Genomic DNA, 19,558 nt, shown 5'->3' with positions numbered 1-19,558 from the left:
CGCGCGTCCGGCCTAAGTGGCATGCCGAGTCGCGCGACCCACCGACCCAAAGAGGAGACGGAAATGCCCAAGATGAAGACAAAATCGAGCTGCAAAAAGCGGTTCTCAATGACTGCCACTGGCAAAGTCAAAGGATCACAGGCTGGTAAACAGCATGGCATGATCAAACGTTCGAATAAATTCCTGCGTAATGCGCGCGGAACAACCCTGCTGTCGGCACCTGATGCGAAAATCATCAAGTCCTTCATGCCATACGCGCGCTAAGGAGAATTTGATATGCGAGTTAAAGGTGGTACAGTCACTCACCGTCGTCACAAGAAGGTAACAGATGCAGCGAAAGGCTATTATGGCCGTCGTTCCAATACCTTCAAAGTTGCGCGTCAGGCCGTCGATAAGGCGAACCAATACGCAACACGCGACCGTCACAACCGTAAGCGCAACTTCCGCGCTTTGTGGATCCAGCGGATCAACGCAGCTGTTCGCAGCATCGATGAGACACTGACATATTCACGTTTCATCAATGGCCTGAACTTGGCTGGCATCGAAGTGGACCGCAAAGTCCTCGCCGATCTTGCTGTTCACGAACCAGATGCATTCGGCGCGATTGTTGAAAAAGCAAAATCCGCAATGGCGTAAGGCAAACTGCTGATCGAAATTAGAAAGGCCGCTCCATTCGGGGCGGCCTTTTGCGTTCGTATGGTTGCATTTTCGAAGCTCTGATCTGCGGCAAAAAGCTATCATTCAGCTACGGTTGGACCAATAGCTGCTTTTGGTAGTTTTCCCAAAGTGGTGGTTTTTGAGAGGTCCGTGCTGGCGCAGCGAATCTGAGAGTGTCCGACCTTTTGTGTATGAGTAATTTGGCCCCATGCTTCCAAACCAAATGAGCATGACAACAATGACGATTTCCAAAGAATTTCTGGACGAGCTGCTGAGCGGCCTGAATCGGCCCGACGATCTGCTGGGCGACACAGGCCTGATGACGGAACTGAAGGTCCGCCTGATGGAGTGAATGCTGGGCGCTGAGTTGACCGAGCATTTGGGTTATAAACCGCATGGTGAGCCTACCAGCGAGCAAACCAACCGTCGCAACGGCGCGACCCGCAAGGTGCTGAAGGGCAATGACGGAGCTGTGCCGATTGAAATCCTGAGCGATCGCCCTCTCATCGAAACTTCGTTTCGACTGCCCGGCAGGCGATTGCACGGCAATCTGCCGAGAGGGTGGCTTTATGCGCCGGGCCTGTCGACCCGCGACATTCGTGCTCACCTCGAAGAGGTTTACGGCCTGAATGTGTCTGCCGACCTTATCAGCCGTGTCACCGACGCTGTTCTGGCTGAGGTGTCTGACTGGCAAAACCGCGCCTTGGAACCGATGTATCCGATCCACTGCCGGGCAATGTCTCAAGGGCTTTCCTGACGCCATCAACGCCGCGTTTCCTGAGACCACAGTCCAAGCCGTGGCGCCGCCCGTTCAGGGCGGAATTGGTCCACTGGACCAATTCCAGGACGCCCCTCACCCTGCATCGTGCATCTGGTGCGCCACTCGCTGAACGTCTGCGGCTGGAAGGATCGCAAGGCTGTGGCCAAAGACCTGAAGCGAGTTTATCAGGCCACGGATGATATCGAGGCCGAGAAAGACCTTGATGATTTAGAGGCTGAATGGGGCCAGAAATACCCCTCAATCGCACCCTCATAGCGACGGGCATGGCAGGAGATCATCCCGTTCTTTGCCTTCCCACCAGCGGTGCGGAAAATCATCTATACTCCCGCGCCTGAATTGACCTGAGGTTTTCCCCTCAAATCACTTTGTATTCCTTGAGCGATATGACGCGGAAGTTGTCGGTGACGGTGTCGCGGAACTCTGGCCATTTTTCTGGCAGGGTCTTGCGGAAGAAGTCGAAAATGGCCTCTGTGAATTGGTTGAACGTTGCATAGTGCCGATTGTGGGTGACCCATTTGTGCATAACACCCCAAAGACGCTCGATCGGGTTGAGGTGCGGGGCATATGCTGGCAAGAAATGCAACTTCACCCGACGTTCTGGGCTGTCCAGCCATGGCTGTAGTATCTTGGCATGATGATAGCGGGCATTGTCGACAAAGACGTGGATGGCCGTCTTGGTTTGGTTGTTGCGTTCCAACTTTTCCAGCATCTGTCGGGTTGTCTGGGCATTGATCTTCTCGCCTTCCACAAAGGTGAACTGGAAAGTCTCAAGGTCAAGCGCGCCCTGAATGTTGAGCCGCTTGCGCCCTGATGTCGCCTTCAGGGCCGTCTTTTGTCCCTTGGGGAACCAACCATGGGCGGGGCGGCTCTGGTGTTCGGGGTGGACAGCGTCCGAAAAGACAACCATCTCATCTGCGGCCAACCCGTTCATCAGGGCCTCATATTTGGCAATAAACGCAGCCTGCTTGGCTTCATCGGCCTGTGCAGGCAGCAATTGTGGTTTCTTATACGCGAACCCCAGGCGGCGCATCAGCTTGGCGGCTCCCGACGTGCTGTAGTTTTGGTCGCACTCGGCTAGAACATAGGCACAGACCTCATCGGCATTGCGGGCAGGCTGCGCGGTGAAATGGGCTCTCACCACCTGCTCTTGCACGACGGACAAATGACCCTGACGCTGGCTGTAGTCCTTCAGACCGAAAAACGATAGTCCCGCACCGGCAAAGGCAAATCGCCACTCCGTCAAAACTGTCGGGCCAATATCCAAAATCCGGCAAACCGTTCCGGCGTCTTCTCCTGCGTCCAAAAGAAGAAACGCGCGCGCCCGTTTCCAAACAAGGGCGTCAACTTTGCGGCGGCGGCAAAGCGCTTCAAGTGCTATGCGCTGCTCGTCGGATAAGGAGACTGTTTTGTATTGCTTGCTCATAAACTCAAAATACAGACTGAACCGCCTTTGGCCATGCGACGAAGTGAAACGCAGGCCCAAAATCGTCAGGTCAATTCAGGCGCAGGAGTATACTACACAAATGCGATTGAAAGCTTGAACCGAGTGATCCGAAAACCCACCAAAACGCGCGGCAGCTTTCCAACAGACGATGCCGCAACCAAGCTAATCTATCTCGCGATCCGCAGTTTCGAGAAGGCTAGCAGATGCGTCAGAGAAAGGGTCGCTGCCCGCAATCAGTTCGCTATACTATACCCAGAACGGTTCAACAGATGACCCGTCAAATCAGCATCGGCGAAGCCTCATACACAGAACTTCGGATACTCCCATCCGTTGCTGTCCATCTCGATGCGGCCATCGGTCAGGAACAGGATCAACCCATCCCAATATTTGGCGATGTATTTGAGTGCCGCGCCTGTTGGGGACTTGGCAGAGACCTGTGCGCGGGCATGGCCCAACCATGCTTTGAAGGTTTCGATCTTGGGTGCATTTTTTGGTTTGGCGCAGCGCCAGTCGATCCTCGGCAGATGTGCCGCGGTCTGGCACTGTCAGAGCAAAATCGGCTGAGGCGGGCAGGGCGAGGAATTAGCGTCGCTGGATGACAAAACACAGCCCTTTCCGCTCCTTCAAGACGAGCCCCGAGATCATCAGTCTGGCCGTCATGATGTATGTTCGGTTTCCGCTTTCGCTTCGGAATGTCGAGGATCTTTTGCTGGAACGCGGCATCTACATCAGCCATGAGACGGTTCGTTTTTTGTGGAACAGATTTGGCCCGCTGTTTGCCGCTGAGAACCGTAATAAAAGGGTCAGTCAAATGCGCACATATTCAAATTGGCAATGGCACCTGGATGAGGTGTTCGTGAAGATTAACGGCTAGCCGCACTATCTTTGGCGGGCAGTGGATCACGACGGGGAAGTCCTGGAAATCTTCATCACAAAGTGCCGTGATCGCAAGGCAGCCTAAAAATTCCTGAGGAAAACCATGAAACGCCATGGCTCCGCAGATGTCTTCGTCACCGACAAGCTCCGTTCCTACTGCGTGGTCCCCTGTTGGCTGGTTGCTTTGCAATCGCCTGCCGGGCAATGGATGAAGGATGCCATGACGGCACTGATGGTTACCGATGCCCTTATGATGGCGATCTGGGGCAGGGGGCGGCCAAAGGAACTGCTGCATCACTCGGATCAGGGCAGCCAATACACCAGCGAAGCGGTCCAGCGGATAATGGAAGACTACGGCGTTACCTGTTCAATGAGCCGGTCAGGCAACGTCTGGGACAACGCTGCTGTTGAAAGGTTCTTCTCAACGCTCAAGATCGAGCGCGTGAGACGCAAAGTCTACCGAACACGCGATCAGGCGCGTGCCGATGTCTTCGATTACATCGAACGCTTCTATAATCCGACACGCCGTCACTCGACCATCGGTTATCTAAGCCCTATGGAATGCGAGGAGTGAGCGATGAAAGCTTAAGTTGCAGTCCAAGAAACCAGCAGCATCTCACTGAGCCTATTTCGTTTGTGAGAGCAGTAATGAGGTTCGTTTGTACTGTTCTACAGTCATGAGCGTATTGCGCGCGACGTTGAGATTTTTTGGATGCGCCTAGCCCTCAGCTGTATTTGAATCTTTAACGTGCTTTATCAACTCTACATACGATTTTTGTGTGTCTTCTGCTGCGTGCCGCTCTCATCGCTTTTTCATGGAAAAGCGACTGCTGCGCACTGGTTGAATATCCCGAAGTGCGATATTGGACCGACATGACAAACATCCGCTCCCTCTTCGCCACCCGTCTTTTTCAAGCCTCGCTTGGACCTATTGATCAAGATGAGCTGCGCGCATCGTGTTATTCCGTCGCCGAGGATGATGACGCGGGCAATGAGTGGTGCGAGGCCAACGATTTCCCCGGATACACGTCCTATGCATCGCTGACAGACCTGCCGTGGCGGTTCCCGATCTTTGCAGACGTTGTTACGGCGCTCGATGCCCATGTGAAGACCTTCGCGGAGGATTTGGAGTTCAATCTGGATGGGCGCAAATTGGTGCTGGAAGACATCTGGATCAACATTCTGCCTGAGGGCGGCGTCCACACGTCACACATCCACCCCCATTCAGTGATTTCCGGCACGACCTATGTGAAGATGCCCGAAGGCGCGTCGGCGCTGAAGCTCGAGGACCCACGCAGCCAGATGATGATGGCCGCCCCAGCCCGCAAACCCGATGCGCGCGAGGAGATGAAACAGTTCGTCTACATCAAACCTGTCGTCGGTGATGTGCTGATGTGGGAAAGCTGGCTGCGTCATGAAGTGCCGATGAACATGTCCGAGGACGACCGGATTTCTGTGAGTTTCAATTACCGCTGGGACTAGGCTGTGGTAAGGGTTTGAACACCTTTTAGGAACGAAACCTAAACCTCTTGCTGCCAGAAGCGTCGCAATCTCAGAAGGGATGCGACGGAATGGTTCGAATTTTATGGCTGGCTTTGGGACTTGCAGTGGGCGCGGGGATGGCCCGTGCTGAATTGAATTCCCTGTTTCCCCGATCAAACGCAGCACCAGAGACCGCAACGCGCGCGAGTCTGTTTGCGCCCGACGCGCGGATCGGGTTCTTTGCGCCGCTGCCGGAACGCACAGCACCGAGGGTCGCTGCCCCGATCATCGGCACCGCGCACGTCGATCAATTGCTGAGCCTGATTGCCCGCGCCGAATCGGGGTCGGCTGGTTATGACGCCGTGCAACACGGCGCGCGGGTGCGGCCCGTTCAATTGCCGACCCAGATGACGTTGGGGGAGATTTATCGTTGGATCGACGACACGCCGGGTCAGCCCCATGCGATTGGCCGCTATCAGTTTATTCCCCCGACGCTGCGGCGGGTAGCGCGGGTGCGTGGGTTCGGGCCAGAAACGCAATTTACGCCCGGGGTGCAGGACGCGTTGGCGCTGGTGTTGCTTGAGGACGCTGGCCTGTCGCAATTTCAGGCGGGTGCATTGGAACGCCGCCAGTTCATGCACAACCTCGCGCGGATATGGGCGGGGCTGCCACTACCCAATAGCCAGTCTTATTACGAAGGCCACGCAGGGAATTCAGCGGCGATGTCATGGGTGGCGTTTGATGGCGGTATGGCGCGGATTTGGCCGGTTGGGGGGTGAGAAAACGCAAGACATCCTATCAGGACCGTGTTCAAGTGACTGAGATTTCAATGCAAATCTGGTCGCTAGGACATAAGATTGGCAGTCAAAAAATTACTGACCTCTTTGTTAGTTTGCGTCGCTGGCGCTGCAAGTTAGCAGATCTTAGTCGGCACAGTTATTTCCGATGTAGAGTATCCGTCTTGATCAAGCCGATTTTTTGACCCAATTTCGATCTGCCTTGATGAGGGTATTGGCGAGTTCAATGAGCTTTCGCATAAGCGCAGTAAGGGAGGCTTTTGGTGGCTTTCCAGCTTTAATCATGGCTTGATATTTCGCCTTGAGGTCAGGGTTGAATCTCATCGCGACCAAGGCTGGCATGTAGAGGGCGTCCCTCACTACTTTGCGACCAACCTGAATGAATGATTTCCCTCGCCATTGTCCAGATTGCGGTATCATAGGCGCTACTCCGGTCAAACAGGCCACCTGCATTCGGTCCATACTCCCGATTTCAGGCATCTCTATCAAAATGGTGGCCGCACAGACCGCGCCGGTGCCTGGAATTGAGCGGAGAATTTTCATCGAATGCGCCAGCCTGTCGCTGGAGTGTATCAGACGGCCAATCGCAGCATTGATCTCAGCGATTTGTCTGTCAACCTGAGCCAAGCGGGCTTTGCTTTGACGGTAAGTGATGGACAGGGTTTGGACTTTCAGACGGATCATGATGCGGGTGCGGTCTTTGACCAACGCTGAACGAAATGCGCGTAACTCTCTAAGATCGTGCTGTATTTTTGTGGCTGGCTCATCTGGTTGTAATACAAAAGCATTCCCCATGACGGCCAATATTTTTGCGTCGACGGCGTCGGTTTTTGCGCGCACGCCTTGTGCTTGCGCAAATCGGCGCGCCTGCAAAGGGTTCACCTTTACCAGTGGTAGATGCGCACCCTAGGCCCGTTCTAGTCCGCTGTGGTAAGCGCCTGTTGCTTCATAAACAACGCGTGTCACTGCCGTCTTTGCGCAGAACTTGGAAAGCGCCTTAAATCCTGCAGGGCAATTGCTAAACGACATCATCTTCCCGTCGCTCAGCCGGTGAATGTCTATACCAATGGTATCATCCGTCATCTTCGTCATATCCTATGCTTGTCCTAGAGGGCTTCGTGCCGCTCTGTATCCGTTCAGGCCTGTGGCGAAGGTAGTGGTTGATCTTACTCTTCAACGGTCCTCAAAGACCAAGCGGCAGACGATCCAACCACCACCACAGATCAGCATTTTAAAATGCTGATCTGTGGCTCTTGTTTCGCACAAAAGCTGGGGTCTTTATAAGACAAGCTGAGCTATGACTGAATCTGGTGTTTGAGGGATTTGAAGGTTGGCGGCGTATCTGGTTGATTTGTTGTTGTGAGAAAGCAGCCCAACCGAAAGAGATACACCACCATGGAAACGACTAACATTGTTGATTTTGCGCGTCGAGACGGGATCACGGACGCGCTTACGGATTTGTTAAGAACGGGAGCCCAGCAATTGATCGCAACAGCAGTTGAAGCTGAGCTTGAGAGCTATCTGTCTCAGTTTACCAGCGCGCACACTGAGGCCGGTCATGCAACTGTTGTGCGCAATGGTCATCATCCCGAGCGCCCGTTTCAAACGGGCATCGGCCCCGTGAACGTGCGCATTCCCAAGGTTCGCTCAAAAAACGGCCAGCCCGTGACATTCCATTCGGCCCTTGTGCCACCGTACGTGCGCAGAACCAAGACGTTGGAAGCGGCCTTGCCGTGGCTCTACCTCAAAGGGATTTCCAGTGGCGAAATGTGCGCGGCCCTCAAGGTTCTTCTGGGTCCTGATGCCGCTGGCTTATCAGCAAATACGGTCTCGCGGCTGAAGCGTGATTGGGCCAAGGAATACGACGGCTGGAGAGAGGCAGTGCTGGAGGATGAACCTTTGGTCTACATCTGGGCCGACGGCGTCCACAGTGGCCTTCGAGGCGAAGATGATAAGCTCTGCGCCCTTGTGATTGTTGGCGTCACAGCCCGTGGCAAGAAGCGGTTCTTGGCTATCGAGGACGGGGTGCGCGAGTCCACGCATAGCTGGCGCGAAGTTCTGTTGAGCCTCAAAAGCCGGGGAATGAATGCCCCCAAGCTGGCCATCGGGGACGGTGCCATGGGGTTCTGGGCCGCTATGGATGAAGTCTATCCCACAACGCGGCACCAACGTTGCTGGCAACACAAAACGATGAACGTACTCAACTGTTTGCCCAAGCTGTCACAGCCAAAGGCAAAGGCAGCGATCCACAATATCTCCTTCTCGGGACATCGCTTGCGCAATACCCTGTCAGGCAACGGGACAGGCCGAGACCAAAGACGATGCGGAAAAGGCATTCGATTTGTTCATCAAAATCTACGAACCCAAATATCACAAGGCGGCGCTGTGCCTGCAAAAAGACCGGACCGAACTCATGGCATTCTTCGACTTCCCCGCCCAACATTGGCAGAGTATCCGCACCAGCAACCCAATTGAATCCGCCTTTGCCACGATCCGCCACCGCACCAAGCGTTCAAAGGGCTGCCTGTCACGCGATGGCATGCTGCACATGATGTTTAAACTGGGCCAATGCGCCGAGCAAAACTGGCGAAAACTACGCGGCTTTGACTACCTCGCCAAAGTCATCACCGGCGTCACGTTCAAAGACGGAATTGAAGCCACCAACCCAGACCAGATCGCCGCATGACCGACAAGCCTTAAACACCAGATTTGACAATAACTCGACAAGCAACTTGATGCTTTCTACTTTTTGGACGGAACTCTAGATTATTACGGTCAAAATTGGACAGCGAAGTCTCTTGGACTTTACGTTTGCAGGACAATCAATCTTCAATGTGGAGGCAGACGGTAAACTAGGTACATTCGGCGCGCAGCTTGTGGTTCAGTGTCTGAACCCAGAGCTTTCGCACCGGGAGGAAGTAGACGGATTCTTTTCCGTCGACAGTGTTCCTGCTGAGTTGATTTCAAAAACTCGACAATTTACCTGCTGACGTCATCGTCCGATATCTAAGAAACAAAAAAACCCCGCCGATTGCTCGGCGGGGGGGTGAAGCCTTAAGTCCGGTGTGGGGCCCGCAAATTCGTAATCGAATTCGCTACACCCCACTTGGCGATTTTCACGTTGTGAAAATTACCAGTCTTCGCGAAGAACCGTGCGTGTTTTCACAGGCAGTTTCATCGCAGCGAGGCGCAGGGCTTCGCGGGCGATGTCTTCGGATACGCCATCGATTTCGAACATGATGCGGCCAGGTTTGACCTTACATGCCCAATAATCAACGGAGCCTTTACCCTTACCCATACGAACTTCGGTGGGCTTGGACGTCACGGGTACGTCTGGGAAAATACGGATCCAGACGCGGCCTTGACGTTTCATGTGACGTGTCATCGCGCGGCGTGCTGCCTCAATCTGACGCGCTGTCACACGTTCTGGCTCAGTTGCTTTAAGACCATAAGTACCGAATGTCAGGTCAGAGCCGCCTTTGGCTTCTCCCTTGATGCGGCCTTTATGCTGCTTGCGGAATTTAGTGCGTTTTGGCTGAAGCATTGATCAATCCTCCTAGCGATCACGGCCACCAGGACGAGCGCCGCGCGGAGGCGGGCCATCCTGAAGCTCTTGCAGCTTACGATCATGTGCGGACGGGTCGTGCTCCATGATTTCACCTTTGAAGATCCAAGTCTTGATCCCGATGATACCATAGGCAGTCTGCGCTTCTACGTGAGCGTAATCGATGTCGGCACGAAGTGTGTGCAAAGGCACGCGGCCCTCACGATACCATTCGGTCCGCGCGATTTCGGCGCCGCCAAGACGGCCCGCGAGGTTCACACGAATACCAAGGGCACCCATACGCATTGCGTTCTGTACGGCACGCTTCATAGCGCGACGGAAGGACACACGGCGTTCGAGCTGCTGCGAGATACTCTCACCAACAAGCTGGGCGTCGAGCTCAGGCTTGCGGACCTCAAGGATATTGAGGTGCAGTTCGCTGGCGGTCAACGCAGCAAGCTTCTTGCGGAGCGTCTCGATGTCCGCGCCTTTCTTGCCGATGATGACGCCAGGGCGTGCAGTATGAATAGTCACGCGACACTTCTTGTGCGGACGTTCGATGATGACACGGCTAATACCAGCCTGCGCGCATTCTTTCTTGATGAAGGCCTTGATCTTAAGGTCTTCGAGAAGAAGATTGCCGTAGTCTTTGGTATCTGCGTACCAACGGCTGTCCCAGGTACGGTTGACCTGAAGACGCATGCCGATCGGGTTTACTTTGTTACCCATTATGCTTGCTCCTCAACTTGGCGCACCAGGATTGTCAGCTCAGAGAACGGCTTAACGATTTTGCCGAAACGGCCACGGGCACGAGGGCGTCCGCGTTTCATCGTCAAGTTTTTACCCACATAGGCTTCGGCGATGATCAGTTCATCAACGTCGAGGTTGTGGTTGTTTTCTGCGTTCGCAATTGCGGACTGAAGACATTTCTTCACATCTGCTGCGATCCGCTTTTTGGAGAACGTCAGGTCCGTGAGGGCCTTGTCCACCTTTTTGCCGCGGATCATTGCTGCGACGAGGTTCAGTTTCTGTGGTGAAGTGCGAAGCATGCGCAGTTTTGCACGGGCTTCGTTGTCAGCCACGCGGCGGGGATTTTTATCCTTGCTCATGGCTTATTTCCGCTTCGCTTTTTTATCAGCCGAGTGGCCATAATAAGTGCGGGTCGGGCTATATTCGCCAAACTTCTGACCGATCATGTCTTCGGTGATAGATACTGGGATATGCTTCCGGCCGTTATAAACGCCGAACGTCAAGCCAACAAACTGTGGCAGGATCGTCGAGCGACGGGACCAGATTTTGATTACGTCATTACGTCCAGATTCCTTGGCAACTGCGGCTTTCTTAAGCACGTAGCTGTCAACGAACGGACCTTTCCATACGGAACGAGCCATTCTTAACGACCCTTCTTTTTGGCGTGCCGTGACCGGACAATAAGCCGGTTGGACGCTTTGTTCTTGTTGCGGGTTTTTGCACCCTTCGTGGGCTTACCCCATGGCGTCACTGGGTGACGACCACCAGACGTACGACCTTCACCACCACCATGCGGGTGATCGACAGGGTTCATAACGACACCACGGACCGACGGACGCTTACCATAATGGCGCATACGACCGGCTTTACCCATGTTCTGGTTGGAGTTGTCAGGGTTGGACACGGCACCGACGGTGGCCATGCATTCCTGACGCACGAGGCGAAGTTCACCCGAGCTCAGACGGATCTGCGCGTAACCGCCATCCCGACCAACGAATTGAGCGTATGTTCCAGCAGCACGGGCGATCTGGCCGCCTTTGCCTGGCTTCATCTCAATGTTGTGGATGATGGTACCGATGGGCATGCCAGAGAACGGCATTGCGTTGCCTGGCTTGATGTCTGCCTTGGCAGACGCGATGACTTTGTCACCAATCGCAAGACGCTGCGGTGCGATGATATAAGTCTGTTCGCCATCAGTATATTGAACTAGCGCGATGAACGCGGTGCGGTTCGGGTCATATTCAATGCGCACAACGACGGCTTGAACGTCGAATTTGTTGCGCTTGAAATCTACGATGCGGTAAAGGCGTTTTGCCCCACCACCACGACGACGTGATGTGATCCGTCCGGTGTTGTTCCGTCCGCCCGATTTACTCAGACCCTCAGTGAGGGCCTTAACTGGGCGACCTTTCCAAAGCTCCGAACGGTCAATCAGCACCAACCCACGTTGGCCAGGCGTCGTCGGTTTATACGACTTTAGTGCCATGTTTGCTACTTCCGTTTGCTTGGCGGACCCATATGGGCCCTGATGTTATAGGCCCCCGTAGGTGCCCGACTTGGTTGTCGGAGTGCTCAAAGCTGCGCAGTGACCAACACAACAACAAAGCCCCAGACGAATCTGGGGCTGAGATGATTTGTGGCTTGTAGCGGGGGTTGGATGGGGTGTCTAGGGCGCTTTGGTTATACCGGCAACCGCCAAGAAAACTTCTTCCCAACAACCTTCGGTGTTTGCTCGATTTGCTCGGCATCCCTCAGCCGGTAAAAGACATTCTTCATCGTATTTTCTGACTTAATTCCAGTCAGCTCGCGAGCTTGTTGATTAGTTACTTCAACATTCGCAGCAAGATACTCGAGAACTAGCTGCTCTGGCGAAGCTAGGCTTTCATGAGTGAGCACAACCATGAGGCCAGAGTCTGTCTCGGAGAAGAAGGGCTTCTTGAGCCTCAATTTTTCCATAGCCTCAAATGCTGTGTTAATCCCCTCACCCACATCTTTATTCGGTGGATTCTTAAACTTGTTGACCAAGCGAACAATCTTAGGGTTCCGAGAAAATTGCGTTCGAGCAATATTTGATACTGTAACATGTCCAGGTAATTTACCTGGACTTCTTGGATTCAAACATCAAGTGCAACGGTTGATTTAAAGGCCACGATTTCGTCGGCCATAGCTTCAGCGGGTGTTCTCCATCCGAGGGTTTTTCTTGGACGGTTGTTCATCAGGTTTGCAACGTCGTTGAGCCATGTTTGGCTTGCAACGTTCAGGTCAGTTCTTTTGGGCATGAACTGACGCAGCAGTCCGTTGGTGTTCTCGTTGCTGCCGCGCTGCCAGGGAGCATGCGGATCGCAGAACCAGATATCAATTTTCAATCGTCGCGCCAATTCCGGATGGCAGGCCATTTCGGAGCCACGGTCATAGGTCATGCTCTTGCGCAAATCAGCGGGTAGTCGTCTCATCTGGCGGGTGAAGCTGTCAAGCGCGGCCTCGGCCCCATTGCCATCCATTTTGCAAAGAATGACGAAGCGTGTCTTGCGCTCGACCAAGGTCCCCACTGACGAGCGATTGAATGCGCCCTTGATGAGGTCGCCCTCCCAATGGCCTGGTACCAGTCGTGCTTCGATCTCTTCAGGGCGATTGATAATGCGCAATGATTCCGGGACCATAGCACTGCCCGCCGCTGTCCTGCACTTGAGCCCACGCTTAGGCTTCGCTTGACGCAACGCCTCGATCATCGCCGCCTTCAGCCCACCACGTGGCTGCGCGTAAATCGCGGCATCGATGGTCTCATGGCTCACATGGGCGGATGGATCATCAGGCTTCATGAGACGCAGTCTCTGCGCAATCTGCTCAGGCGACCAGTGCAGATGTACGAGCTTGCCATGAACGAAACGATAAAGATCGCTCCCCTCCACAAGCTTGCGCTTGCGGCGGCAGCGCGCGCCGGGCATCATAGGCCTGCCGCGCCGCCTGCGGGCAATAGCTGCCGTCTTCCTGCCGACCTCGCGCCAGCTCACGGCAGATCGTGCTCGCCGGGCGATGCAAAAGCTGGCCGATCAACCGCTGACTGCTGCCCCTATTATGCTCGGCTAATATCACGCCACGGTCCTCGCTGCTGAGGTGCTTGCTTCGTATGTCCATCACAACATCCTATGCCCAAAGGGCTCTGAGTGTTGCATTTGAAACTTGAGCCTAAGCTTTCTATTTCGACTCTATTGTCAAAAGTGCGAATTTGAACGTCAGAGGCCACATTGTAGTCTCGGTGCAAGATCGCGTTTGTAACTAGCTCATGAAGTGCTTCTTCTGGATAAACAACTGCCTCCATCCCCTTCGCTCCCACTTTTTGGATACCTTCGATGATCTGGCGAACTCTTTCGACGGAATCGTAGATCAATGAATAAAGTGGCCCTTCGATGGTTTCAGGATCGGACGTCAAGTAGTCTCGCTCTGCATCATCCTTCGTTTGATAACGTAAAATCTTTACTGCAGACCTTTTCGGCAAGATAACTTGTGGGATATCAGAGAAAAGGAGCACGCCAGCGACCGTTGGCCGCTCTCCATCAAGCAGTCTTTGCTTGCCTAACCACACTTTAGGTTCGCCGTTGGCACGGCTTAGACTCAAGTTTCAAATGCAACACTCAGAGCCCTTTGGGCATAGGATGTTGTGATGGACATACGAAGCAAGCACCTCAGCAGCGAGGACCGTGGCGTGATATTAGCCGAGCATAATAGGGGCAGCAGTCAGCGGTTGATCGGCCAGCTTTTGCATCGCCCCGGAACGTGTCAACGACTTTGAGACAGTGGCTTTTGGACTTTAGGCTTGGGTTTCTTCGGTTGGTTTTGGTGGGTTGATCCAGACGGCGGTCGGGATTTGAGGCGGTTTTGGTGGTTTGTGTACGAAGCGTTCGGGCGTGGCGAGGAATGCCGCGTCTAGTGTTGCTTGTCGCGCGGTGTAGATTTCTTGGGCCTGCCCAAAATGGATTTGGTCGGGCGTCATCAGACCAATCCCGGCGTGATGATGGTCTTGGTTATACCATGCAAAGAACCTGCGGCAGAATGCGCGAGCCTGCTCGATGGTTTCAAAGTTCTTGGGGAACTCTGGCTGATATTTCAGTGTTTTGAAGTGGGCTTCGGAGAACGGGTTGTCGTTTGAGGTGTGGGGCCGACTGTGGAACTTGAGCACACCAAGATCAACCAGCATCAGGGCTGTCGTCTTTGCCTTCATGGGCCCACCGCGATCTGCATGCAATGTCAGCTGATCGCGTGGAACCTCGTGTTTTTCCATCGCGTCGATGAACAGCTCTTTGAACTGGCTGGCGCTCTCCGCGTGCTCGACGCGCCAGCCAACAACGCGGCGGCTGAAGATGTCGAGGATGACATAGAGATAGAAGTAGGACCATTTCACCGGGCCCATCAGCTTGGTGATGTCCCAAGACCAGACCTGATTGGGGGCTTCAGCTAGAAGTTCAGGCTTTTGATAGACGGGATGTGTGCTCTGTCGGCGGCGTTCGCCAACTTCGCCCTGCGCGGCCAATATCCGATACATCGTGCGGATTGAACACAGATAGGTGCCTTCATCCAGCAAGGTGGCAAAGACCTCTGTGGGCGTCTGATCCGCAAAGCGGGGTTCGCGCAGGTGGTGCAATACCTGGTCTCTTTCCCTTTCCGGCAGAGCCCGCGAAGACGCTGCGCGCGGTGGGCGTGTGCGTGGTGGTGCCGTCAGCGCCGCACGCTGTCGAAGAACGCTCGCGCGCGATAATGATAGCGCGGCGCAGACAGCCGAGGTCAAGCCGCTGCCGGTGGGCAATGCAATCGCGACGGCCATCATGATTTGCCGCTGCGCTCTTGCGTCTGCTCCATCTCGTCCAGAAGTCCCGCCACTTTTTTTTGGATGGCAATGATGGCTTCCGCCTGATCCAGACGGCGCCGCAAGGCTGTCACCTCACGGTTGGCCTTGGCCAGCTCAGCTTGCAATGGATTGGCAGGTGCCTTTTGTGGGCCACGGCGCATTGGCTGCAATGCACCCAATGTGCCGGCCGCCCGCGCACGGCGCCAATCGGTCAGTGCAGAGGAATAAAGCCCCTCCCGCCGTAGAATGCAGGGCAATCGCGTTTGGCTCATGTTGTTGCCAAGTCACTGAGAATGCTGCGTAAGAAGGTGGTGTCCCAGCCTGCACGTTTGATTTTTATGGAGAGAGAGCCCTTGGATGTGTCACGCCGGAGGACGTCGAGTGCGCGGCGACGTAGAACGGCGATGTTGCCGGGACCGTTGTCTTTCCGATTGCGTGCGGCGTCCTCGCGGAAAGACACATCCAACTGCCAATGAAGGGCATTTTCGATGGCCCAATGGTCGCGGACAGCGGCCAGCAGCACCTCAGGTGTGGGAACCCAAGACAGCGCGAAGTAGCGGGTCTCTGAGGTCACCTTTCCGCCCGTCTCTCTGGTCGCCTCGATGCGACCGAACCCCTTGAGGCCAGGGAATTCGTGGTATTCTGCCAATGCCTTAGCCGATACCACGACCGCCTTACGGGTTTCTTTTCTTCCATGGCCGGTATTTTCCGTAACGGCTGTTGGATCGCTTTTGTGCCCCTTGCTGAAACATCCACGGGCGTCAGACAACAGGGATTCCTGGTTACCCTTGAGGGCGAGGCACCAATCACCGCCGCCTGCGTTGATTGCGGCAACCGTGCGGCGGTTGCAATGTAATGCATCACCGGTGACCACCTTGCCCCGCAGATCGATCAACCCAAGCGCCTCTATGGCCGCGCTGAGTTCTGTGCCTCGGTCGGCAGGTACTGTCGCCAACGTCAGGCGCAGCCGCGAGGCATAGGCTGAGACCATCATGCGGGTCCGTGCGCTTTCGCCCGGGTCGCGCGCACCCCGTAACGCTTTGCCGTCAATCGCGATGATATCACCGTCTTTGAGGAGCTTGGTCACATCGGCAAGTACCTTACTGAAGGCCGCATCGAGTGCCTTCGGGTCGATGATCCGGAAGACCTCCGAGAAGGTATCATGCGATGGAATGGCATGCTTGAGTTTCAGGAAGTTCCTGAAAAAGCTCTCTTTTGCACGGCCAAATGCGGCCATCTCGGCGCAGGAGGTCGATCCACATAAGACCGACACGAAGGCGATAACGAGCAGTTCACCAAGGTCGTGGCGCACGTTACTGGCGCGCGGATCAGGAACTTCGTCGAAGGCGGATAGAAAAATATGCATGGCGATGAGCACCCGATGAGAACAACCACCCATCCAGAATCCATCCCGCCATCACCTGCAAGAGCAATCCTTTACTCACTCAGTTCCAAACGCGATTCCCCTGCTGTAGAATGGCGGAAACCCCGCCAGTGTCTGCCACTTGGTCCGTCTCATCCAGAATGCGCAGTTTGTATTTGGCTGTGAAGTTGCGTCGCTTTGGGATGCTCGTCAGTTCCGCTGTGGGAGCCAACGGCGCATTAACAACGCGGGGAGGCGACGTCGGGGCCAAAACGGCTCCAGATCCAGCATCTGGCGAAAGTGGTGATTGTGAAGGCATAACCATGGGTTCGTTCTCCTACGCCCTCAAGTGTAAACTTTAGCCAGTCAATTGTCTCACGCTTATTGGCACGGAGGGCCCGGCGAGCACGATCTGCCGTGAGCTGGCGCGAGGTCGGCAGGAAGACGGCAGCTATTGCCCGCAAGCGGCGCGGCAGGCCTATGATGCCCGGCGCGCGCGCTGCCGCCGCAAGCGCAAGCTTGTGGAGGGGAGCGATCTTTATCGTTTCGTTCATGGCAAGCTCGTACATCTGCACTGGTCGCCTGAGCAGATTGCGCAGAGACTGCGTCTCATGAAGCCTGATGATCCATCCGCCCATGTGAGCCATGAGACCATCTATGCCGCGATTTACGCGCAGCCACGTGGCGGGCTGAAGGCGGCGATGATCGAGGCGTTGCGTCAAGCGAAGCCTAAGCGTGGGCTCAAGCGCAGGACAGCGGTGGGCAGTGCTATGGTCCCGGAATCATTGCGCATTATCAATCGCCCTGAAGAGATCGAAGCACGACTGGTACCAGGCCATTGGGAGGGCGACCTCATCAAGGGCGCATTCAATCGCTCGTCAGTGGGGACCTTGGTCGAGCGCAAGACACGCTTTGTCATTCTTTGCAAAATGGATGGCAATGGGGCCGAGGCCGCGCTTGACAGCTTCACCCGCCAGATGAGACGACTACCCGCTGATTTGCGCAAGAGCATGACCTATGACCGTGGCTCCGAAATGGCCTGCCATCGTGAATTGGCGCGACGATTGAAAATTGATATCTGGTTCTGCGATCCGCATGCTCCCTAGCAGCGCGGCAGCAACGAGAACACCAACGGACTGCTGCGTCAGTTCATGCCCAAAGGAACTGACCTGAACGGTGCAAGCCAAACATGGCTGAACGACGTTGCAAACCTGATGAACAACCGTCCAAGAAAAACCCTCGGATGGAGAACACCCGCTGAAGCTATGGCCGACGAAATCGTGGCCTTTAAATCAACCGTTGCACTTGATGTTTGAATCCAAGCGGTGCCAAGCATAAATTCAATGACTGTTTCAGAATTCGATATCTCATCGTGATCTATATTTAGGATTTCATCTTCATAAGATTTTATTCCCTTGTCGAACTTCAGTCGATCAATCGCTTCCGCGGTAAGAGGTAAGTTTTGAGCACCCTTTCTAAGGTATACCTTTTCACTGGTTGCTTTGATGACTCTTTGACTCTTTTCAACAAGCACATGCAGAATAAAGCCCGACTGCTCTTTCGCAGTGAGAAACTGAGTCGAAATATCAGCCCCCGATGGATCGAGATCATGAAGGACTTGGTGAGTACCGTTCGCAGCCTCCTGCTCATCAAAACCATTCCAATGGTGCTCTTTTCCAGACAATCCCTCAACCTCATCGACGCCTAAGAAAATTTCACCACCACTTGCGTTGGCAAATGCGGAGATTGTCTTGCTTAGGCTTGCGGGTTTTAGCTCTTTACCCTTGAAGTCTAGGAAGTGTCCTTCGGTCCCCTCAAGCAAGGCAACGGCATCCCGACCAGAGATCTCTATAACTTCAACCGTTTTCGATCGAATGCGACAGCGAACAACAAGCTCATTATGATCGATCTTTAAGACAAAAGAAAAGGCCCCTCACTTCTCAGCGAGGGGCCTCCTTTATCTCTAACGCAACCTCAGTCTTTACAGACCGGTGCTCACGTCGATTGTGTTGCCTTCAAAGAGCGTCTTGACGGCCTCTTTGACAATCGGCTTGTTGGCGTCGATATGCACTTCAAAGACGACGGCGTTGTGTTCAGACGCCATTGTTGCTTTTCTAGGGGCGCCTTATCCAGATGGCCTGAAATATCATGAACACCGGACCCAAGTAGGCAAAAAGCGCCAGCATCGGCCAAAATTTGGTATCCGATGGTCCCTCAGATGAGAGAAATACGCGCCATACTATCAAAAACCATATAGCTACGGCCACCATTGTTATATTCATCCAATCGGGAGGGTGGGAAAAATGTCAAATTTTGTGCCCTCAGATACGACTGTTGAGACGGTAGCCGCTTCCTCGTCGAGAGTGCAGGGTGCACATCTATTTCCTTGTCGAAAAGCACATACTTGACCCTTGCCACACCCTAACACCTCCCCTATACGGCCCACTTCTACCCACTCCATCGGGAATCGGGTCACGCTTCTGCGGCCCTCCGGTGATGTTGACAAAGGAATAGTCCAATGGACGCCACTGAACTGCGCGGTAAAACGCCGGATCAACTCCGTGAAGAGTTGTCCAACCTCAAGAAAGAAGCCTTCAACCTGCGTTTTCAGCAGGCGACTGGCACGATGGAAAACACTGCCCGTATGCGCGTTGTCAAACGCTCTGCGGCCCGTGTTAAAACTATCCTAAACGAAATGGCGGCTGCGGCTGCGTCGGACGCCAAGTCCGCTAACGATAAAGCGGAGGCTTAATAGATGCCCAAGCGTATCCTGACCGGCGTTGTCACAAGCAACCAAAACGAACAAACCGTCACCGTATCTGTGGAGCGTCGTTTCACGCATCCGGTCCTGAAAAAGACCATTCGTAAGTCCAAAAAGTATCGGGCCCACGATGAAGCCAACACAATCCAAGTCGGTGCCCAAGTTCGCATCCAGGAATGTGCGCCTCGGTCTAAAACCAAGCGCTGGGAAGTGATCGCGTAAGCGACCACTTTTCCAGTTTAACGAAACCCTAGGGGCCC

General features: G+C 54.4%; 18 protein-coding genes and 11 pseudogenes. 13 read left to right on the top strand and 16 right to left on the bottom strand.

The annotated features are described in order from the left end of the window. The first annotated feature begins 63 nt into the window (after positions 1-63). The 3 genes and pseudogenes from rpmI to OA238_RS35190 all read left to right on the top strand — a co-directional run. Complete coding sequence (rpmI, locus tag OA238_RS20365; protein WP_015496652.1) at positions 64-264, top strand: 50S ribosomal protein L35; 201 nt, start codon at positions 64-66, stop codon at positions 262-264. Between the two features lie 12 nt (positions 265-276). Beyond that, entirely contained in the window at positions 277-636 is a 360-nt protein-coding gene (rplT, locus tag OA238_RS20360) for a 50S ribosomal protein L20 (RefSeq protein ID WP_015496651.1), read from the top strand. A gap of 259 nt (positions 637-895) precedes the next feature. Further along, a pseudogene (locus tag OA238_RS35190) lies at positions 896-1,762 on the top strand (transposase); the annotation flags it as partial. A 31-nt stretch (positions 1,763-1,793) separates the two neighbouring features. Here OA238_RS35190 and OA238_RS20350 read toward each other — a convergent pair. Further along, on the bottom strand, positions 1,794-2,861 hold the full coding sequence (locus OA238_RS20350) for an IS630 family transposase (protein ID WP_015494593.1): 1,068 nt from the start codon (positions 2,859-2,861) through the stop codon (positions 1,794-1,796). An 87-nt stretch (positions 2,862-2,948) separates the two neighbouring features. Here OA238_RS20350 and OA238_RS30600 point away from each other — a divergent pair. Then, positions 2,949-3,155 (top strand): annotated as a pseudogene (locus OA238_RS30600) (transposase); the annotation flags it as partial. A 26-nt stretch (positions 3,156-3,181) separates the two neighbouring features. Here OA238_RS30600 and OA238_RS32010 read toward each other — a convergent pair. Next, entirely contained in the window at positions 3,182-3,337 is a 156-nt protein-coding gene (locus OA238_RS32010) for an IS66 family transposase (protein ID WP_015496650.1), read from the bottom strand. A 140-nt stretch (positions 3,338-3,477) separates the two neighbouring features. Between OA238_RS32010 and OA238_RS20340 the strand changes: the two are divergent. The 4 genes and pseudogenes from OA238_RS20340 to OA238_RS20325 all read left to right on the top strand — a co-directional run. Continuing rightward, positions 3,478-3,915 (top strand): annotated as a pseudogene (locus OA238_RS20340) (IS6 family transposase); the annotation flags it as partial. Positions 3,916-3,963: 48 nt separating this feature from the next. After that, a pseudogene (locus tag OA238_RS20335) lies at positions 3,964-4,332 on the top strand (DDE-type integrase/transposase/recombinase); the annotation flags it as partial. Between the two features lie 299 nt (positions 4,333-4,631). Beyond that, positions 4,632-5,240 (top strand): 2OG-Fe(II) oxygenase family protein, encoded by a 609-nt coding sequence (locus tag OA238_RS20330; protein WP_015496649.1) that lies wholly within the window; start codon positions 4,632-4,634, stop codon positions 5,238-5,240. 89 nt (positions 5,241-5,329) lie between these two features. Continuing rightward, positions 5,330-6,019, top strand: a complete 690-nt coding sequence (locus OA238_RS20325; RefSeq protein WP_015496648.1) for a lysozyme family protein — start codon at positions 5,330-5,332, stop codon at positions 6,017-6,019. Between the two features lie 186 nt (positions 6,020-6,205). Here OA238_RS20325 and OA238_RS20320 read toward each other — a convergent pair whose 3' ends face one another. Both OA238_RS20320 and OA238_RS34090 read right to left on the bottom strand, forming a co-directional pair. Then, positions 6,206-6,928 carry a transposase gene (locus OA238_RS20320; RefSeq protein ID WP_275450523.1) on the bottom strand — a complete coding sequence of 241 codons (723 nt, stop codon included), beginning with the start codon at positions 6,926-6,928 and terminating at the stop codon, positions 6,206-6,208. Positions 6,929-6,943: 15 nt separating this feature from the next. Next, positions 6,944-7,120, bottom strand: a complete 177-nt coding sequence (locus OA238_RS34090) for a hypothetical protein (RefSeq protein ID WP_245581356.1) — start codon at positions 7,118-7,120, stop codon at positions 6,944-6,946. A gap of 312 nt (positions 7,121-7,432) precedes the next feature. On the opposite strand from OA238_RS34090, the pseudogene OA238_RS20315 reads away from it, so the two are divergent. After that, positions 7,433-8,723, top strand: a pseudogene (locus OA238_RS20315) (IS256 family transposase). A 444-nt stretch (positions 8,724-9,167) separates the two neighbouring features. On the opposite strand, the gene rplP reads toward OA238_RS20315, so the two are convergent. The 7 genes and pseudogenes from rplP to OA238_RS20275 form a co-directional block, all read right to left on the bottom strand. Next, positions 9,168-9,581, bottom strand: a complete 414-nt coding sequence (rplP, locus tag OA238_RS20305; RefSeq protein ID WP_015496646.1) for a 50S ribosomal protein L16 — start codon at positions 9,579-9,581, stop codon at positions 9,168-9,170. Positions 9,582-9,593: 12 nt separating this feature from the next. Beyond that, positions 9,594-10,310, bottom strand: coding sequence for a 30S ribosomal protein S3 (gene rpsC, locus OA238_RS20300; RefSeq protein WP_015496645.1), 717 nt, complete (start codon positions 10,308-10,310; stop codon positions 9,594-9,596). Next, positions 10,310-10,690: a 50S ribosomal protein L22 gene (gene rplV / locus OA238_RS20295; RefSeq protein WP_015496644.1), complete on the bottom strand. Its 381-nt coding sequence runs from the start codon at positions 10,688-10,690 to the stop codon at positions 10,310-10,312. The genes rpsC and rplV overlap by 1 nt, the downstream gene beginning before the upstream one ends. A gap of 3 nt (positions 10,691-10,693) precedes the next feature. Beyond that, positions 10,694-10,972: a 30S ribosomal protein S19 gene (gene rpsS, locus OA238_RS20290; protein ID WP_015496643.1), complete on the bottom strand. Its 279-nt coding sequence runs from the start codon at positions 10,970-10,972 to the stop codon at positions 10,694-10,696. Between the two features lie 2 nt (positions 10,973-10,974). Next, positions 10,975-11,817: a 50S ribosomal protein L2 gene (gene rplB, locus OA238_RS20285; RefSeq protein WP_015496642.1), complete on the bottom strand. Its 843-nt coding sequence runs from the start codon at positions 11,815-11,817 to the stop codon at positions 10,975-10,977. A gap of 194 nt (positions 11,818-12,011) precedes the next feature. After that, positions 12,012-12,449 carry an ATP-binding protein gene (locus OA238_RS20280; protein WP_083906788.1) on the bottom strand — a complete coding sequence of 146 codons (438 nt, stop codon included), beginning with the start codon at positions 12,447-12,449 and terminating at the stop codon, positions 12,012-12,014. Further along, positions 12,446-13,466: pseudogene (locus tag OA238_RS20275) on the bottom strand (IS30 family transposase). The gene OA238_RS20280 and the pseudogene OA238_RS20275 overlap by 4 nt, the downstream one beginning before the upstream one ends. A gap of 526 nt (positions 13,467-13,992) precedes the next feature. On the opposite strand from OA238_RS20275, the pseudogene OA238_RS34580 reads away from it, so the two are divergent. Further along, positions 13,993-14,118: pseudogene (locus OA238_RS34580) on the top strand (IS30 family transposase); the annotation flags it as partial. A gap of 21 nt (positions 14,119-14,139) precedes the next feature. On the opposite strand, the pseudogene OA238_RS20265 reads toward OA238_RS34580, so the two are convergent. From OA238_RS20265 to OA238_RS20250, 3 genes and pseudogenes are all read right to left on the bottom strand, one after another. Beyond that, positions 14,140-15,431: pseudogene (locus tag OA238_RS20265) on the bottom strand (IS3 family transposase); the annotation flags it as partial. Between the two features lie 11 nt (positions 15,432-15,442). Next, a complete protein-coding gene (locus OA238_RS20255; protein WP_015494934.1) occupies positions 15,443-16,573 on the bottom strand; it encodes an ISAs1 family transposase in 1,131 nt (376 codons plus the stop codon). Between the two features lie 46 nt (positions 16,574-16,619). Further along, the gene (locus OA238_RS20250; protein ID WP_187293082.1) at positions 16,620-16,862 is read right to left on the bottom strand and encodes a hypothetical protein; all 243 of its coding nucleotides are present in this window, start codon (positions 16,860-16,862) and stop codon (positions 16,620-16,622) included. Between the two features lie 73 nt (positions 16,863-16,935). Here OA238_RS20250 and OA238_RS20245 point away from each other — a divergent pair. Further along, positions 16,936-17,853 (top strand): annotated as a pseudogene (locus OA238_RS20245) (IS30 family transposase); the annotation flags it as partial. 146 nt (positions 17,854-17,999) lie between these two features. Here the strand turns inward: OA238_RS20245 and OA238_RS35185 are convergent. Together OA238_RS35185 and rplW are read right to left on the bottom strand one after the other, a co-directional pair. Further along, positions 18,000-18,359: pseudogene (locus tag OA238_RS35185) on the bottom strand (AlbA family DNA-binding domain-containing protein); the annotation flags it as partial. Between the two features lie 159 nt (positions 18,360-18,518). Next, positions 18,519-18,650: pseudogene (gene rplW / locus OA238_RS20235) on the bottom strand (50S ribosomal protein L23); the annotation flags it as partial. 405 nt (positions 18,651-19,055) lie between these two features. Between rplW and rpmC the strand changes: the two are divergent. Together rpmC and rpsQ are read left to right on the top strand one after the other, a co-directional pair. Next, positions 19,056-19,289 carry a 50S ribosomal protein L29 gene (gene rpmC, locus OA238_RS20230; protein WP_015496640.1) on the top strand — a complete coding sequence of 78 codons (234 nt, stop codon included), beginning with the start codon at positions 19,056-19,058 and terminating at the stop codon, positions 19,287-19,289. Positions 19,290-19,292: 3 nt separating this feature from the next. After that, a complete protein-coding gene (gene rpsQ / locus OA238_RS20225; RefSeq protein WP_015496639.1) occupies positions 19,293-19,520 on the top strand; it encodes a 30S ribosomal protein S17 in 228 nt (75 codons plus the stop codon). Positions 19,521-19,558: the final 38 nt, after the last annotated feature.

Source organism: Octadecabacter arcticus 238 (assembly GCF_000155735.2).
Classification (GTDB): domain Bacteria; phylum Pseudomonadota; class Alphaproteobacteria; order Rhodobacterales; family Rhodobacteraceae; genus Octadecabacter; species Octadecabacter arcticus.
Note: the sequence above shows the minus strand (reverse complement) of the source record. Positions and strands in the feature narration are given on the sequence as shown.